The 15,901-nt window shown below is 65.9% G+C and carries 18 protein-coding genes; 17 read left to right on the forward strand and 1 reads right to left on the reverse strand.

Features of this window, described 5'->3' with window-relative positions; genetic code table 11:
- Positions 1 to 20: 20 nt before the first annotated feature.
- The gene (locus OG874_RS21975; RefSeq protein WP_330256993.1) at positions 21 to 1,052 is read right to left on the reverse strand and encodes an Acg family FMN-binding oxidoreductase; all 1,032 of its coding nucleotides are present in this window, start codon (positions 1,050 to 1,052) and stop codon (positions 21 to 23) included.
- Positions 1,053 to 1,452: 400 nt separating this feature from the next.
- Between OG874_RS21975 and OG874_RS21980 the strand changes: the two genes are divergently transcribed.
- The 17 genes from OG874_RS21980 to OG874_RS22060 all read left to right on the forward strand — a co-directional run bounded on the left by OG874_RS21980 (position 1,453) and on the right by OG874_RS22060 (position 15,842).
- Positions 1,453 to 1,878 (forward strand): hypothetical protein, encoded by a 426-nt coding sequence (locus tag OG874_RS21980; protein ID WP_330256994.1) that lies wholly within the window; start codon positions 1,453 to 1,455, stop codon positions 1,876 to 1,878.
- Positions 1,875 to 2,174 (forward strand): SH3-like domain-containing protein, encoded by a 300-nt coding sequence (locus OG874_RS21985; RefSeq protein ID WP_330256995.1) that lies wholly within the window; start codon positions 1,875 to 1,877, stop codon positions 2,172 to 2,174. The genes OG874_RS21980 and OG874_RS21985 overlap by 4 nt, the downstream gene beginning before the upstream one ends.
- Positions 2,171 to 2,881: a thiocyanate hydrolase subunit gamma gene (gene scnC, locus OG874_RS21990; RefSeq protein ID WP_330256996.1), complete on the forward strand. Its 711-nt coding sequence runs from the start codon at positions 2,171 to 2,173 to the stop codon at positions 2,879 to 2,881. The genes OG874_RS21985 and scnC overlap by 4 nt, the downstream gene beginning before the upstream one ends.
- Complete coding sequence (locus OG874_RS21995; RefSeq protein WP_330256997.1) at positions 2,878 to 3,207, forward strand: ScnB; 330 nt, start codon at positions 2,878 to 2,880, stop codon at positions 3,205 to 3,207. Before scnC ends, OG874_RS21995 begins: the two co-directional genes overlap by 4 nt.
- 112 nt (positions 3,208 to 3,319) lie before the next feature.
- Entirely contained in the window at positions 3,320 to 4,477 is a 1,158-nt protein-coding gene (locus OG874_RS22000) for an FIST signal transduction protein (protein WP_330254335.1), read from the forward strand.
- A gap of 96 nt (positions 4,478 to 4,573) precedes the next feature.
- Positions 4,574 to 4,972 carry a TOBE domain-containing protein gene (locus OG874_RS22005; RefSeq protein WP_330256998.1) on the forward strand — a complete coding sequence of 133 codons (399 nt, stop codon included), beginning with the start codon at positions 4,574 to 4,576 and terminating at the stop codon, positions 4,970 to 4,972.
- An 11-nt stretch (positions 4,973 to 4,983) separates the two neighbouring features.
- A complete protein-coding gene (modA, locus tag OG874_RS22010; protein ID WP_330256999.1) occupies positions 4,984 to 5,763 on the forward strand; it encodes a molybdate ABC transporter substrate-binding protein in 780 nt (259 codons plus the stop codon).
- Positions 5,760 to 6,575 carry a molybdate ABC transporter permease subunit gene (gene modB, locus OG874_RS22015; RefSeq protein ID WP_330257000.1) on the forward strand — a complete coding sequence of 272 codons (816 nt, stop codon included), beginning with the start codon at positions 5,760 to 5,762 and terminating at the stop codon, positions 6,573 to 6,575. The genes modA and modB overlap by 4 nt, the downstream gene beginning before the upstream one ends.
- Complete coding sequence (locus tag OG874_RS22020; RefSeq protein ID WP_330257001.1) at positions 6,572 to 7,621, forward strand: ABC transporter ATP-binding protein; 1,050 nt, start codon at positions 6,572 to 6,574, stop codon at positions 7,619 to 7,621. The genes modB and OG874_RS22020 overlap by 4 nt, the downstream gene beginning before the upstream one ends.
- A gap of 66 nt (positions 7,622 to 7,687) precedes the next feature.
- Positions 7,688 to 7,897 (forward strand): TOBE domain-containing protein, encoded by a 210-nt coding sequence (locus tag OG874_RS22025; RefSeq protein ID WP_330257002.1) that lies wholly within the window; start codon positions 7,688 to 7,690, stop codon positions 7,895 to 7,897.
- A 756-nt stretch (positions 7,898 to 8,653) separates the two neighbouring features.
- Positions 8,654 to 9,640, forward strand: a complete 987-nt coding sequence (locus OG874_RS22030) for a cytochrome P450 (RefSeq protein WP_330257003.1) — start codon at positions 8,654 to 8,656, stop codon at positions 9,638 to 9,640.
- The gene (locus OG874_RS22035; RefSeq protein WP_330257004.1) at positions 9,612 to 10,193 is read left to right on the forward strand and encodes a DUF6875 domain-containing protein; all 582 of its coding nucleotides are present in this window, start codon (positions 9,612 to 9,614) and stop codon (positions 10,191 to 10,193) included. The genes OG874_RS22030 and OG874_RS22035 overlap by 29 nt, the downstream gene beginning before the upstream one ends.
- Positions 10,194 to 10,257: 64 nt before the next feature.
- Positions 10,258 to 11,421, forward strand: a complete 1,164-nt coding sequence (locus tag OG874_RS22040; RefSeq protein ID WP_330257005.1) for a cytochrome P450 — start codon at positions 10,258 to 10,260, stop codon at positions 11,419 to 11,421.
- Positions 11,418 to 13,106 carry a non-ribosomal peptide synthetase gene (locus OG874_RS22045; protein WP_330257006.1) on the forward strand — a complete coding sequence of 563 codons (1,689 nt, stop codon included), beginning with the start codon at positions 11,418 to 11,420 and terminating at the stop codon, positions 13,104 to 13,106. Before OG874_RS22040 ends, OG874_RS22045 begins: the two co-directional genes overlap by 4 nt.
- On the forward strand, positions 13,103 to 13,858 hold the full coding sequence (locus OG874_RS22050) for a thioesterase II family protein (protein ID WP_330257007.1): 756 nt from the start codon (positions 13,103 to 13,105) through the stop codon (positions 13,856 to 13,858). Before OG874_RS22045 ends, OG874_RS22050 begins: the two co-directional genes overlap by 4 nt.
- A 22-nt stretch (positions 13,859 to 13,880) precedes the next feature.
- The gene (locus OG874_RS22055) at positions 13,881 to 15,656 is read left to right on the forward strand and encodes a non-ribosomal peptide synthetase (RefSeq protein ID WP_330257008.1); all 1,776 of its coding nucleotides are present in this window, start codon (positions 13,881 to 13,883) and stop codon (positions 15,654 to 15,656) included.
- A gap of 57 nt (positions 15,657 to 15,713) precedes the next feature.
- On the forward strand, positions 15,714 to 15,842 hold the full coding sequence (locus tag OG874_RS22060) for an SDR family oxidoreductase (RefSeq protein ID WP_330257009.1): 129 nt from the start codon (positions 15,714 to 15,716) through the stop codon (positions 15,840 to 15,842).
- Positions 15,843 to 15,901 lie beyond the last annotated feature (59 nt).

A 15,901-nucleotide genomic window follows, 5' to 3' on the forward strand; every position in this document is an offset into this window, starting at 1 on the left:
GGCGGGAAATGCGGTTGGGTTCAGGATTGGTTGTCCGCGGATGCCGGGTGCTTTTCGCGGATGGTCAGGATTTCGGCGACCGGGCGGCGCGGGGTCGGCGGGGGTGCTGTGGCATCGGCGGGTACGGTGCCGACGCGGATGATGACCTGGGGTGTCCCGGTGTGGGCGAGTGCGCTTTCGATGGCGGTGACCGCGGCGGGCAGCTCGGTGATATGGGTCAGCGCGCAGGTGGCCAATCCGGCGGCGGTGCATTCGAGTAGGACCGCGGAAAGTGCTTCGCCGGTGTGCAGCCAGTCGGTGGCGGTGTTTGCGGTGGAGGTCAGTACCAGCAGCCGGGCCTGGTCGTCGAGGTCGCCGCGGCGCTGGGAATGTGGGGCCGACGGGAAGCTGCGGGCAATCGGCACGTGGGAGGCTTCGGCATCGGAGGCCAGCGCAGTCGGGGGTACCCCTTCGGTGGTTCCGATATGTCCTGCCCACCAGTGCAGTTCGGTTTGGTAGTCCGCGTCGTAGCGACGGTCAGCGCTGGCTTGCTCGGAGGCGGCCGCGAGCAGGGAGCGGGCTTTGTCGTCGAGGACGTCGAGCTCGATTTCGTGCGGGCTGGTCAGCATCCGTACGGTGTGCACGAGTTCATCGAACGCCGATGGCGCGGTCATGGGGAGCCGGTCGGTGTGCCGGCGCGCTATGGCTGCCGCGCGGGTCACCACCTTGGTCGGCGGATCGGGCCAGACTCGGAAGTTGATACTGGCGAGCAGCTCGGGGCGCGCCGGATCAGGGACCCGCTGGATGTCGGTGTGCCAGCCACGGGCGGCCAGCGCGGTGCGCAGGTGGTGCAGCATCGTCCCGCAGCTGATGATCAGTTGCCGACCTCGCGGGTCGGCGGCGCTCAGCAGCCGGTCCTGGTCGCGGTAGAGGTCCAGCTCGATGCCGTCGAATTCCCAGCGCCACGGCTGGGTGTTGTGCACCGAGGGAGCGCGGCTGGCCAATTCCAGTGCCGCCGCCACGGTGGAGACTTCCGGCACCGGCGGTGCGGAGAATGTGTGGCTTTCGGTCATGTCTGCCATTGTCCTCGCCGCAGGTGTTGCTGGACAGCGCCGGCATCGGTGTCGGTGCCAGGTGACATCATCGGCCGACCGTGCCGAATCCCAGCGAATCACCGATCTCCAGAAACCATTGCGTAGCACGAGCATTCACGGCGATACCGTCGAATCCGTGGCCGGTCATTGTCACGAACCACAGCACTCGGTCCAGAGCGGCGTCTTCAACAAGACGATCTTGGCGTGTAGGGTTGCCAAGAAGATCACGCAAATGTGACAGGGGTCACAACTCCTGCCGCTAGGTCGGCCGTGCCAGACCGTTGGACCAGTCGCCCTAGGTCGACCGCCTGATAGCCGGGTGCGCGCCGTATGCAATCACCCGGTCGGGGGACATCGGATCCGTCACTACGGAGACCTCATGAGTTCACCGAACCGATTCGACGAAATTCAAAACCGCGTCGCAGATATCGCTCCAGTGTTCCGCAAGCCGCTGGACTCGCCGTACGAGATCTCGAACGAACTGTTCGCGGCGCTGCGACACGTCCTGCACGACGTCGGCGGACAGCCGGATGTGCCGGTCGAGTACCAGGAAAAAGTCGAAGAACCCTGGGAGATGAATACCTATGTCACGTGTGAATGCCTCGGCTGGCGTGGCGTATGGAATTCCGAGGAACGCCGACGAGCCGAGAACGACCTCGGCGCGACGCTGTATTTCGGCCTGCCCTACTACGCGCGCTGGGCGACCGTCGCAGCGAAGTTCCTGATCAACAAGGGTTTGATCACACCGGACGAACTGTCCGCGAAATTGGACGAGGTACGCGCACGGATGGAGGCGCGGACATGACCAGGAAGTACCAGATCGGCGACCGCGTCCGGGTGCGAGACGCAACGTCGATGTTCCACACCCGCACCCAGGCTTATACCCGCGGGCGGACGGGTGTCGTCGTCGAAAACCGGCCCGAGTGGGTGATTCCGGAGGACGAGGCGTGGGGACGCGATAACGGCCGCTTCGAACCGTTCTACGTGGTGCGGTTCCGCCAGATAGATCTGTGGCCCAAATACACCGGCTTCGCCGTCGACACCCTGGAGACGGAAGTGTCCGAACACTGGCTCGAACCCGCAGAGGAGGATTCCAAGTGAGTCAGACCCACGATCACGGGGCGCACGCACCGATTCAGACGAGCGCAGAGCTCAGCGAGTTCGAGGTCCTGGAGACCGCGATTCGCGAACTCGCCATCGAGAAAGGCCTGTTCTCACAGGAAGACCACCGACGGTTCTCGGAATGGGCCGAATCGGTCGGACCGCACGGCGGTTCGAAACTGGTCGCGAAGGCCTGGATGGACCCCGATTTCAAGGCGCGCCTGCTCGCCGACGGGACCGAGACGTGCAAGGAAGTCGGCATCGACTGGCGTGACCCGACCGGCTCCGGAACACCGAGCGACTACACCTACTTCTACGTGCTGGAGAACACGCCCGAGGTGCACAACGTGATCGTGTGCACGCTGTGTTCGTGTTACCCGCGGCCGGTTCTCGGTATGTCTCCGGACTGGTATCGGACCCCCAATTACCGTCGGCGCCTGGTGCGTTGGCCCCGTGCGGTGCTCGCCGAATTCGGCCTGCACTTCCCGGCCGACGTCGAGGTCCGCGTGCACGACTCGAACCAGAAGTCCCGTTTCATGGTGATGCCGATGCGCCCCGAGGGCACCGAGGGCTGGACCGAGGAACAACTCGCGGCCATCGTTACCCGGGACACGATGATCGGCGTGGCACTGCCCCAGGTCGACTGGACCGCGCAGGCGCCGCCGAACCAGGTCCAGGCCGCCACGAGCAGGGATGGGCAGCGATGAACAACGGTCCCTACGATGTCCTCCTGCATACTCTGGACCCCGAGTCCCGGCGGGAGAGCACCCTTCCCGAACTCGACCGCAAGCCCGACCCGTGGGAGTCGAGCATGCAGGCGACATGCGAATGCCTGTCCTGGCGCGGCACGTTGGACAACCTGGAACGCCGCAAGGCCGAGGACGCACTCGGTGAGACGATCTACTACGACTTTCCGGTACGGACCCGATCAGTCGTGGTAACAGCCCACACGCTGATGGATCGTGGAGTGATCACCTCAGAGGAGTTGCGTAGGCAAATGGAGGTGGTTCGGGCGCGGTTCAACAGGGAGTAGATCCCACTCCGACGCGGTAGCGGCCGCATCCGCGTGAGTTTATCCGATTCGGCTGAAATGTGTTGTGCGGCAACAACACCTACGATCCCACGGGGTTCGCTACGATGGAAGGGTGCGGATCGGAGTCGGGCTCTCCACCGCGCCGGGAGCACGGCAAGCAGGCGCGCAAGCCGCAGCGAACGCACGCGATCAGATCGCGGGCGAGACGCCATCGCTTGCTGTGCTATTAGCCTCACGAGCACACACCGACGAGGCCGCGGCCGTCCTCGCCGGAGTCCACCACAGCGTCCAGGTGCCCGCACTCATCGGATGCGTGGCCCAAGCGATCGTCGCGGGCCGCCGCGAGATCGAGGACGAGCCCGCGGTCGCGGTATGGCTGGCATCCGGATTGCCCGCCGCCGCCGAGACCTTCCAACTCGACTTCCTCCGCACAGCGGCCGGCGGGCTACTCGCGGGTTACCGCTTCGACACCGCAGCGCGCGACTTCCATCTGCTGCTGCCCGACCCCTTCTCCTTCCCGGCCGACATACTGCTCGAGCACCTGAACACCGATCTACCCGGCACCACCGTGATGGGCGGGCTGGTCAGCGGCGCGCAACGGCCCGGCGGCTGCAGACTGTTCCACGACCACGAGGTGGTGACCTCCGGCGCCGTGGGCGTGCGACTACCCGGCCTGCGCGGTGTCCCCATCGTGTCGCAGGGCTGCCGACCGATCGGGTCCCCCTATATCGTCACCGGCGCACGCGGCGCGCGGATCACCGAACTGGGCAGCCGCCCACCCTTCGAGCGATTACGCGAGATCGTCGAGGCGCTGCCACCCGACCAACAGGAACTGGTGACCCACGGACTGCAGATCGGAGTCGTAGTCGACGAGCATCTCTCAGCGCCGGGGCAGGGCGATTTCCTGATCCGCGGCCTGCTCGGTGCCGACCCATCCAGCGGCGCGATCGAGATCGGCGAAATTGTCGAGGTCGGCACAACCGTGCAGTTCCAGGTCCGCGACGCGGCCGGGGCAGATGAAGATCTACGCGCAGCCCTCCTACACGCAGGTTCGGACCTACCCGGACGCCCCGCCGGTGCGTTGCTGTTCACCTGCAACGGACGCGGCCGGCGGATGTTCGGGGTCGCGAACCACGACGCCACCGCGATCGAGGACGCGCTCGACGGCATCCCGCTTGCCGGCTTCTTCGCCGCGGGCGAAATCGGCCCCATCGCAGGCCGCAATGCACTACACGGCTTCACGGCATCAATGGCGGTATTCGTCGAATGAGGCGGCTCGCAGCCGCCGCATCCGTATCAGTAGCGATCCGCTGGCGCGTGCGCATCGGGCTATGCATTCCGTGTATACGGCAATATGCTGCCACTCGTGTCGAATCTGCGGATCAGCGAGGTTGCTGCTTTGATGGGTGTCAGCGATGACACCGTGCGGCGGTATATCGATCAGGGCCGACTGAACGCGATCCAGCTGGACAGCGGCCGCAAGGGCGTGAGCGGCCGTGAGCTGGCGGAATTCCTGCGGGCCAACTCGGAGACTCCGGAACCGGGTGCCGCGGTGGCCGTCTCCGCGCGGAATCGGATGCGCGGGATCGTGACGCGGATCGTGAAGGACACAGTGATGGCTCAGGTCGAGATGCAGGCCGGGCCCTTCAAGCTGGTGTCTCTGCTGAGTCGGGAGTCGGTCGATGAACTCGGCCTGGAGGTCGGCAGCATCGCGGTCGCGTCGGTCAAGTCCACCCATGTCGTTGTCGAAATCCCAGAAAGTTGATGAGGATGAGGATGTTTCGTTCCCTCAGTGCAGTTGCCCTGACCGGAGCCGTCGCACTGACACTGGTCGGCTGCGGATCGGACAAGTCGTCCGACCCAGCCCCCGCCGACAACATCTCCGGAACCGTGACGGTATTCGCAGCCGCATCACTGACCGAGACGTTCACCGAACTGGGCAAGCAGTTCGAGGCCGCCCACCCCGGCACCAAGGTCGTCTACAGCTTCGGCGCGAGCTCGGCGCTGGCAGAACAGATCAAACAGGGCGCCCCCATCGACGTGTTCGCCTCAGCGGCTCCGAAGAACATGCAGCAGGTCGTCGACGCGGGCGATATCACCGCCACGCCGGTGACATTCGTGCGCAACCGCCTCGAAATCGCGGTCCCCAAGGGCAACCCCGGCCATATCACCGGACTCGCCGACTTCGGCAAGACCGAACCCAAGATCGCGCTGTGCGCCGAACAGGTGCCCTGTGGTGCCGCCGCCAAGACCGTATTCGAGATCGCCGGTGTCAATCCCCAGCCCGACACCCGTGAGGCGGACGTCAAGGCCGTGCTGACGAAGGTGACCCTCGGCGAGGTGGATGCGGCGCTCGTCTACCGCACCGATGTGAAGGCCGCGGGTGACAAGGTCGAGGGCATCGACTTCCCCGAGGCCGACAAGGCGATCAACGACTACCCGGTCGCAGCACTGGCCAAGGCTCCCAACTCCGCCGCGGCCACGGCGTTCGTCACGTTCATCGAGTCCGACCGAGCCCGCGCCGTCTTCACCAAAGCGGGATTCGACAACCCGTGACCCGAACGTCGACGCGACGGCGGACAGCACGCGGGCGGCGACCGCTCATTCTCGTGCTGCCCGCCGTCTGCGGCTTGGCGTTCCTGTTGTTGCCGCTGGCCGGGCTCCTGCTGCGCGCGCCTTGGCGTAGCGTGCCCGACCGGCTGTTCAGCGCCGAAGTCGGTCAGGCACTGCGCCTTTCGCTTGTGTGCGCGAGCTCGGCAACTGTCGTCTGCCTGGTATTCGGTATTCCCTTGGCGTGGCTGCTCGCGCGCGGTGAGGTACCCGGCCTCGGGTTCGTACGGGCGCTGGTGACCGTCCCGCTGGTACTGCCGCCGGTCGTCGGCGGGGTCGCGCTGCTACTGGTACTGGGCAGGCGCGGAATCATCGGCCGTCATTTGAATGAATGGTTCGGTGTCTCACTGCCTTTCACCACCGCCGGGGTCGTCGTCGCCGAGGCGTTCGTGGCGATGCCGTTCCTGGTCATCTCCGTCGAAGGCGCACTGCGCGGCGCCGATCCCCGCTACGAAGAAGCCGCCGCAACCCTCGGCGCATCGCGCTGGCTGACCTTCCGGCGGGTCACCTTGCCCTCGGTCATGCCGGGCGTGATCGCGGGCGCGGTGCTGTGCTGGGCCCGCGCACTCGGCGAATTCGGTGCCACCATCACCTTTGCGGGCAATTTCCCCGGCAAGACGACGACCATGCCGCTGGCGGTATACCTCGCCTTGGAAACCGATCCCGAGGACGCGATCGTGCTCAGCCTGGTACTGCTTTTCGTGTCGGTGGTCGTCCTCGCGGCGTTGCGAGACCGGTGGATACGAGGTGCGGTATGACTCTCGGTGCCGAAATACGTGTCACCCGAGACAAATTCGAACTCGACATCACCCTCACCGTGGCAGCCGGGGAAGTCGTCGCACTGCTGGGTCCCAACGGAGCGGGCAAAACCACCGCACTGCGGGCGCTCGCCGGGCTCACCCCACTGACCGGTGGCAGTATCCGTCTCGACGAAAACACTTGGGACGCACCGCCGAAGCTGTTCATTCCCGCTGAGCGACGGGCGGTCGGCGTCGTATTCCAGGACTACCTGCTGTTCGCGCACATGTCCGCCCAGGACAACGTGGCCTTCGGGCTGCGCGCCCGCGGCCAGCACCGCCGCGTGGCCCGCGACCGCGCCAAGTTTTGGCTCGACCGGGTCGGTCTCGCCGAGCACGTCCACGCCAAACCACGCGCATTGTCCGGCGGTCAAGCTCAACGCGTTGCCCTGGCCCGCGCACTGGCGACCGACCCGCAACTGCTGCTGCTCGACGAACCACTGGCCGCACTGGACGCCAGCACGCGTTTACAGGTACGCGCCGATCTCGCCCACCACCTCACCGACTACACCGGGCATACGGTGCTGGTCACCCACGACCCACTCGACGCCATGGTGCTCGCCGACCGCCTCGTCATCCTCGAAAACGGGGTCGTCATCCAAGCCGGACCACCCAGCGAAGTCGCCCGTCGACCACGCTCCGACTACGTCGCAAACCTGGTGGGCCTCAACCTCTATCGCGGCACAGCCCACGGCAACACCGTCGACCTCGACGACAGCGGAACACTCACCGTGGCCGAACCAGCCCAGGGCGCAGTCCATATCGCGTTCCCACCCAGCGCGGTGAGCCTGCACCTCGACCAACCTGCGGGCAGCCCACGAAACACCTGGCCGGTCACCATCATCGGGCTCGAACAGCACGCCCACACCACCCGAGTCCGGCTCGACGGCAGCCCCTCCGTACTCGCCGACGTCACCCCCGCAACCGTCGCCGAGCTGCGCCTGCAGACCGGAGCGCCGCTGTGGGCCGCGCTCAAGGCCACCGAAATCCACACCTATCCAGCCTGACGCGGGCGGTCCCGGATCCGCGGCGCATCCCACCTACTGGGCGCACCGCTGCGTAGAGTTGCCGCCATGCGACTGAGCACCCGCAATCAACTCGACGGCACCGTCATCTCGGTCACCCGCGGTGAAGCGATGGCTGTCGTACGAATCCGACTCACCGGAGGCGACGAAATCACCTCCTCCATCACCCGCGATGCCGTCGACGACCTCGACCTCGCCGACGGTGCCCGCGTCAAAGTCCTCATCAAATCCACCGAAGTCACCCTCGGCATCGAGTAGTCCCTGCCTGGAGGCGCGTCACCGGCGTAAGTCCCGCCAACAGCGACCTATTTCAGCATGCATGTCGGATCTCTTCACCCGGCTCGATGGTGGCGCTGAGTACGGCGGCACGCAGATAGAGGCGGTCCGCCAGGCGCGCGAGAGGTCGCGCCCGGTCAGCTTTGAAGATCGCCGAGAGCACCACCGCGGCGCCCACGCGGCCCCTCGATCCGCTGGGCGGAACAACTCGACGGTCCGGGCCGCGGCGACAGGTAACCACGATTCTGAACCTCTTTTACAGCGAAATAATTCTGACGCATACAAACTCACTCGCAGATTTTCGCTCGATCGGATTAACCGGCATTATGGCGATTCGCCACGGTCGAAACATCCGTCAGGCCAAATGTAAATATCCGTACCATCGATTGGCTCAGACAGTGCGCCGCGCCCCGCGGGCCAAGGAATAATTCCCAGCAGTGGGACTGCATGCCCCCCAATACATGTCATGCTAGGGTCCCGGTTGCAATCGCCGTGGAGGACGCAGTCCGCAGCCTTATTCCACTTCGCCTTCCGGCTTGTCGATAACTATTGAATTCGTACTCCGAGGTGATCCGTATGGCCCAGAAGTCGAAGGTTTCGGCCATTCCGGGTAACGTTGTCCACGATGTGGCTCGGTATTCCGAGGCACGGACCGTCCTGGGTTCTCCGGCGGAATTCTCCTCACGTCAGGCCCTCGGTCCCGCGGCAGCGCGACAGGTGGCTCGATGTGCCGGTGATATGACTGCCGAACAAATTCGTCAGCTGGCCATGCCGACCAGCTTGGTGTGCGCCGATGGGACACCACACCGGGCACTCCGGCGAACTGCGGTGCGGGGTCTCGCGCCGACGGTCGTCCGCACACTGATTCCGGCGATAACGGCCCATACGCATGCGCTGGCCTCCGATATCGACACCGGATATCCGGTCGAGTTCCGCTCCGCTTTTGCCCGACCGCTGGTCACCCGAGTGCTGGCCGAGGTGCTGAGTGTGCCCGGCGAACACCGCGGGGATTTCACCGAGTGGATCGATGCCATGACCGTGGTGTCGGGCGATGGCGTTACCCGCGAGGCACTGCATACGCACGCCGATGGCGCCGCGAAACTCAGTGATTGTCTCGTCCGGCGCATCGGAGACCTCTCGGCAAATCCCGACGGTAGTTCGTTATCGGCGATGGTCACCCATTCCGCGCCCGCGGCGGACCTGGTGCGCATCTCACACGCCCTGGTGGTTGCGGCGCACACACCGCTCGCACGGTTCCTCACGAGTGTCATCGCGGCACTTGCCGGGGATACCGCGCTCGAAAAGAGCGTCCGCGCCGATATCCCCGAGCGAACACCGCATCTGGTCGATGAAGTTCTTCGATGTCACTCGCCGGTCGAGAGCACCTACCGCACAGCGATACACGGCACGGTGCTGTCCGGTGTTCGGGTCGCGCCCGGGACACCCGTGCGCATACGGCTATCCGCGGCGAACCGCGACGACGAGGTCTTCGGCGACGCGGACCAGATCGATCTGGACCGCCCGATCACACCGCGACACCTGGGTTTCGGTTTCGGCGCGCATTCCTGCGTCGGAGCGGATCTGGTGCGGACGGTATCGATCATCGCGATTTCGGTCATCATGCACCGGTTCGGTGCGATGGAAATCGACAGGCCACCAACCGATGCGGAAGGGCTCGAGCATGGACACGAGTTATATGTCACGTTCGCGGCACACGGTCGCTGAAATCCTCGCGGCACCCGACAACTACGAACCGTGGGCCGTGGACACCGCACTATGGGTGCGTGATCAAGTCAGTCGTCCGGCGCCGAAACTCGGTCGCCCCGGCGCTCTGTGCCCATATGTGCCCACTGCCGTCGAGCGCAATACTCTGACCATCGTTGCCTCCGACCAGCCGCCGCAACCGCGACAGGCCCTGGCCGATGTCCTGCTGGACGAGGCTGGCTGGCTGGCGGAAGAACTCGGCCGCACACCGGTCGGCCGCCGCGTCTGGGTCGCCCACATCGTGGTATTCACGCAGCTCGGGTCCGCGGCCGACGTTCTCGCGGAGGTCCGTGCGCACGTCCGGCCGCGACTGCTCCGCGCGGGTATCAATGTCGGCGAGTTCTTTCACGACAGCCCGGATACCAGTGTCCGCAACCGCCACCATCTCGTCGGACGCTCACCGTGGCCATGCTTCGCGTTGCGCGTCTTCATGCCCCAGGACGAGACATTCTTCCGGATGACACCCGACTCAGAGGTCGGATATCTGGCGCGCGGCGTCGGAGATCGCTCGTGATCGCGCCCACCGTCGGGAACTGCGGCACGATATGACCGCCGCTGCCGACCTCAGGGCTCTGAGCATGTACCAGCTGATCGCACGCCCGTCCCGGGATACCGCCCATCGGCTGTTCACTCGGTTGGCCACCGAGGCCCCCGTGCATTGGGATCCGTACACGAAGACATGGCTCATCGCGGAGCGGACGGCCGCGACCGAGGTGCTCAACAATCCGGTATTCAGCTCACGACCCGACCGGCTCTTCCACCCGGACCTCAATGCCGATAACACTGTCCTCGCCGAGTTGCTCGGCCGTCAGCTGATGTTCCTCGACGGCCCGGCGCATTCCGGGCCGCAACGGGCGGTCGGCCGGGTGCTGTCGCCGCGACGGGTGCGCAGGATCGCCGACGATATCGGAACGCTGACCGCGCAAGCCTGCCATGGACTGCAGGATGGCGGCACACTCGATATCGTCGGCGATGTCGCGGTGCCGGTGCCGTTGCGGGTGATTTCCCGGCTACTCGGTCTGCCACCGACCGACGATCGGGAACTGCTGGCGATGTCGCAGGCATACGTCCGCGTCATCACCGGAATCGACCGCACGACCGATGATCGGACGCTGGCGACCGTCGGTTCTTTTCTGGACTACGCGCTCGATATCGTCCGGTACAAACGCCGGGTGCCGGCCGACGACGGCATCAGCGAACTGATCGCGCACATGGATGCGCTGGACGGTCTCGATGATCGCGATATCGCCGCGAATCTGGTCATGCTCATCTCGGCGGGTCATCAGACCACGAGCGGGCTGATCGCCGGTGCCGTGCTGAACTGGTTCGCCGCACCGCGCGAGGGGCACGCGTCGGCTCGTGGCGAGTCCGTCGATATCGAAACCGAACTCGCGCAGGTGTCGCCGTCACAATTCATCGGCCGCACCGCGACCGCGGATCACCGGATCGGCGATCACCACATCGCTGCCGGGGATTCGGTCCTGATACTGCTGGCCGCCATCAACTGGACCGCCGACCCCGACGCGCCAGGAGTACCGAGACATATGGCGTTCGGCTCCGGCCCGCACCGTTGTCCCGGTGCATCTCTCGCCAGATTGGAAGGACAGATCGTCCTCGACCAGCTGCGTCGGCTCCACCTCGTTCCTCGGATGAACGATGTCGACTGGTCGGCCAACATCACGCTGCCCTGCCCGGTCAGCCTGCCCGTCATTGCCGCCACACCGAAAGGGTCGCATCCATGACCGTAGTTCCAACGCCAGTCAGCTCGGTCCTCGATCTGTTCGCCGGTCACGTGCGCGCCGATCCGGAATCGCTCGCCGTCGTCGCGACGGACCGCACGCTCACCTATGCCGAGCTGGACCACCTGAGCGACCGGTTCGCCGCCGCATCGACAGCGGAGGGCGTGCGACGACAGGATGTTGTCGGCGTCTGCCTCGAGCGCTCCGCGGCCGCCGTCGCCGCGGCGATCGGAGTTCTGAAAGCTGGTGGCACGCTGCTGATGCTGGACCCCGGCCATCCACCGGCTCGGCGCGCGCAGCTCATGGCCGAGGCCGGCGCCACCTACCTCGTCGACGAGCACCGCATGCCGATCGAGGTGGGGGCGGATGTCACCGCGAATCCACCCCAGTCGGACGAGTCGGCGTATGTGGTCTTCACCTCCGGATCCACAGGCGTACCGAAAGGCGTTGTCTGTGAACATGGTTCGCTGGCGAATGTGGCATCCGCGCAACAAACGCTGCTGGCGGTCGAGGCCGGCGACCGGGTCGCGCTGATCGCGCCGTGCACCGTCGATGCCTACCTCTTCGAGCTGACACTGGGGCTGTGCGCCGGTGCCACGGTGTACGTCACCGAGGAGGCCCAACGCCATCCGGGACTGCCCCTGCGGCGATTCCTCCGCACGAACGAGATCACCGTCCTGGTCGCCACTCCGACCACACTGCGCAGCCTCGACCCGAGCGATCATCCCACTCTTCGTCTTGTCATCAGCGCCGGAGAGGCGCTGGACACCGAGCTGGCTCGCCAGTGGGCGCCCGGCCGACGGATGGTCAATGCCTACGGCCCGACCGAGGCCACCATTTGGTCGACCATGGCCGAGATCACCGGAAGTGAATCCGAGATCTCGCTGGGCGAACCGATACCCGGAACACAGGTCGCGGTGCTGCGCCCCGATCTCACACACACCGCAGTCGGCGAGCCCGGTGAGATCTGTCTGAGCGGCGCCGGTGTCGCGCGGGGATATCTCAACGCCGAGTCGGACGGGGCGTTCGTCGACACCGCCGCGGGCCGCGCCTATCGCACCGGGGATCGGGCGGTTCGCCGCCCGGACGGCTCGCTGATCTTCCTCGGGCGCAATGACGACCAGGTCAAGCTCGGCGGACTGCGCGTCGAACTCGGCGAGATCCGCAGCCAAATGCTGCGCCATCCAGCCGTCACCGACGCGGCCGTCCGCGAGTACCGCGGGCGACTGGTGGCGTACGTGACCGGTCCGGATACCGCAGCCCTCACCCCGGACGATCTCCTGCTCTTCATGGAAGATCGGCTGCCGCCGCAGCTGGCACCGACGACCTACCTGGTGCTCCCGGACCTGCCGAAAACACCCTGGGGCAAGCTGGATACCAATGCGCTGCCCGCCCCGGAGGAGGTCTTGCGACGGCCGGAGGAGTCCGGACTCCCCGCGCTGACGCCTATGCAGAACTATCTCGTGGCGCTGGTTGAGGAACTCATGGAGATCTCCGGCGTATCCGCCACCGACGATCTGTTCATGCTGGGCCTGAACTCGATCCTGGTTGCCAGGATGATCGACCGTATCCTGCGCGATCAGGGGGTCGAACTGGCACCGGTCGACGTCTTCCAGAATCCGACCATCGTCATGCTCGCCGAGTCCATCGGTGCGCCGCAGCCCGTGACGGAGCCGGCGTCGTCATGAACCCCTGGTTCACCGACTTCGGCCGCCCGCCAACGGGATCGCCCACACTACTGTGTCTGGCCGGAGCGGGCGCCTTCGCCAGCGAGTTCCACCTCTGGCCGCAAGCATTGTCCGGGGTCGCCGATGTGACCGCGGTCGTGCTCCCCGGCCGGGAGCGGCGCATTCGTGACACCGGAATCACCACGATGCCGGAACTGATCGACGAATTGGCCGCGGCGGTACGGCCACGGCTATTGGATCGGATGGCGCTGTTCGGCCACAGCTCCGGCGCCCTCGTGATGTTCGAACTCACTCGGCGCCTGCGACAGGAATGCGGTTGGAGCCCGATCCACCTGTTTCTGAGTGCGCAGCCCGGTCCCCTGGTCCGAGAACACATTCCGTCGTCGTCGAGTTCTGACGAGGAACTGACCGATTACATCCGCACCTTCGGTGGCGCACCGGAAGACGTCCTGGCGAACGCCCCGTTCATGCGCGCGTACTTCCCGGGTATGCGGGCGGACCTGGCGCTGTACGAGAACTACCGATACACACCGGAAGCTGCACTGGATTGCCCGATCACGACCTATATCGGCACAGCGGATCACACGACGACCGCGGAGCATATCCACGCATGGCGCGCGGAGACGGCCGGTCCCTACGCCGCGGTCGAATTCCGCGGCGATCATCTGTTCCTGCGCACACATCTCGACGAGCTCGTCGCGGATATCGCGGCCCGCCTGAACACGGTAGGCAGTGTCGGCCGTGCCCGATGATGGGATGCCGCTCGTCCATCAGATGTTCGAGGCACGAGCCGCGCTGGACCCACACCGCCCGGCCGTCTGCCACGGACCACACCGGCTGACCTATCGGGAGCTGGACGACCGGGCGAACAGAGTTGCCGCCTTTCTGCGCAGCCGCCGAAGGGATGACTCTGGGATGGTCGCGATCTGTCTGCCGCGCGGACTAGATCTCGTCGTCGCGATCGTCGCCGCGACCAAAGCCGGAATCGGTTATCTGCCAGTCGATCCGACTCACCCACGCGAACGGATCAACCGGACCTTATCGACCGCCGCAGTACGCGTGATTCTGACGATGAAGGACCAGGTGGCGGACCTGTCGAGGGCGGGCGCGATCGCGACGACTGTCGATGATGCCCTGGCGGCCGCACCGACCGGGCAGTACGCCGCGGCGAGTACCCCGTCCGATTTCGCCTGCGCGATATTCACGTCGGGCTCGACGGGGGCGCCGAAAGGGGTCGTGATCGAGCGTCGGGCGCTGGCGGCCTTTACCCGGTGGGCGTGTGCCGCCTTCGCACTGCGGGCCGGCGACCGGTTCGGGCTGGCGGCATCCCCCGGGTTCGACGCGTCGCTGTTGGAGATCTGGCCAACCCTAGCCGCCGGGGCATGTCTCGACGTTGTCGATACCGATGTTCTGCTCGTCCCGAATCTCTTGCGGGACTGGGTGCTGACCTCCGAGGTGACGCACCTGTTTCTGACGTCGGCTCTCGCCGAGCGGGTACTCCGGCTGACGTGGCCATCCGAAAGGTGTGCGTTCCGGCGGCTCATCACCGGTGGTGATCGCCTGCAACAGCGTCCCCGTCCGAAACAGCCTTTCCGAGTCGTCAACTGCTACGGTCCGACCGAGGTGACGATCGTCGCGACATCGGCGGCTGTCGCACCCCCGGGCGGTGTGACCGGACTGCCCTCGATCGGGAAAGCCCTTCCGCACGTTGCCGTCTACGTTCTGGACAACGAGCTGCGCTTTGTTCCCGGGCCGGCCATCGGGGAGTTGTACATCGGCGGCACCGGTGTGGCGCGAGGCTATCTCGGCCGCCCCGATCTCACCGCGGAGCGGTTCGTGCCCGACCCGTTCGATCCACGGCCCGCGGCCCGGATGTACCGAACCGGCGATCTGGGCCGGTGGCTGGCGAACGGTGAGATCGAATTCTGTGGGCGCGCCGATGCACAGATCAAGATCCGCGGAAATCGGGTAGAGCCCGCTGAGGCGGCCGCGCATTTGGCGAAGCACCCCGCCGTCGCCGCCGCACACGTGCTCCCGCACTCGACCGGGCGGGCAGGTGAACTATCTCTGGTGGCCTACGTGGTGCCCGAGAACCCCGAAATGGCCCTCGACACAGGCGATCTGAAGCGTTTCGCGGCGAGTCGACTCCCGGACTACCTGGTGCCGGCCCGCTTCGTCGTGCTGCCGCGGCTACCGCTCACCACCAATGGAAAGGTGAACCAGGACGCCTTACCCGCACCGGAATCGGCGCCCGCATTCCACTCGGCAACGTTCAGCCCGCCGAGGACCGACATCGAACAGTGGTTGACCGAAATGTGGCAGCACATCCTGTCGGTCGACCACGTCGGTATCGATGACAGCTTCTTCGACCTCGGTGGCCACTCGCTGCTGCTGGCGCAGCTGCACGAAGCCCTCGGCCACGGCCTCGGGCGGGAGGTTCCCATGGACGCGATCATGTCGCATCACACCATCCGCACTCTCGCCGACTTCATCGCCGACGATCAGCGGATATCACCGCCGCAGCTGGACACTTCGTCGCCGGGACCATAAGACGACCGAGATCATGGCGCGACGCGGTCCGGGCCGTCCTCGGTGCGGTGGGCCGAGGTGGCCGCACGGTCGCCGCTGAATCGGATCGGGATGCCCGAGGACATCAGCGAGGTGGTCCAGTTTCTGGCGGGCCCGGGCCGCTGGATCAATGGCCAGGTGCTCTACGCCAATGGTGGCGCTGCCTGACGTGCCGGCTTCGTGGCTGTGCGGCCGCCCACCGCGACCGTGCCGATATTTCCGATCGA

Origin of the sequence: Nocardia sp. NBC_00565, assembly GCF_036345915.1 — a bacterium.
GTDB lineage: Bacteria > Actinomycetota > Actinomycetes > Mycobacteriales > Mycobacteriaceae > Nocardia.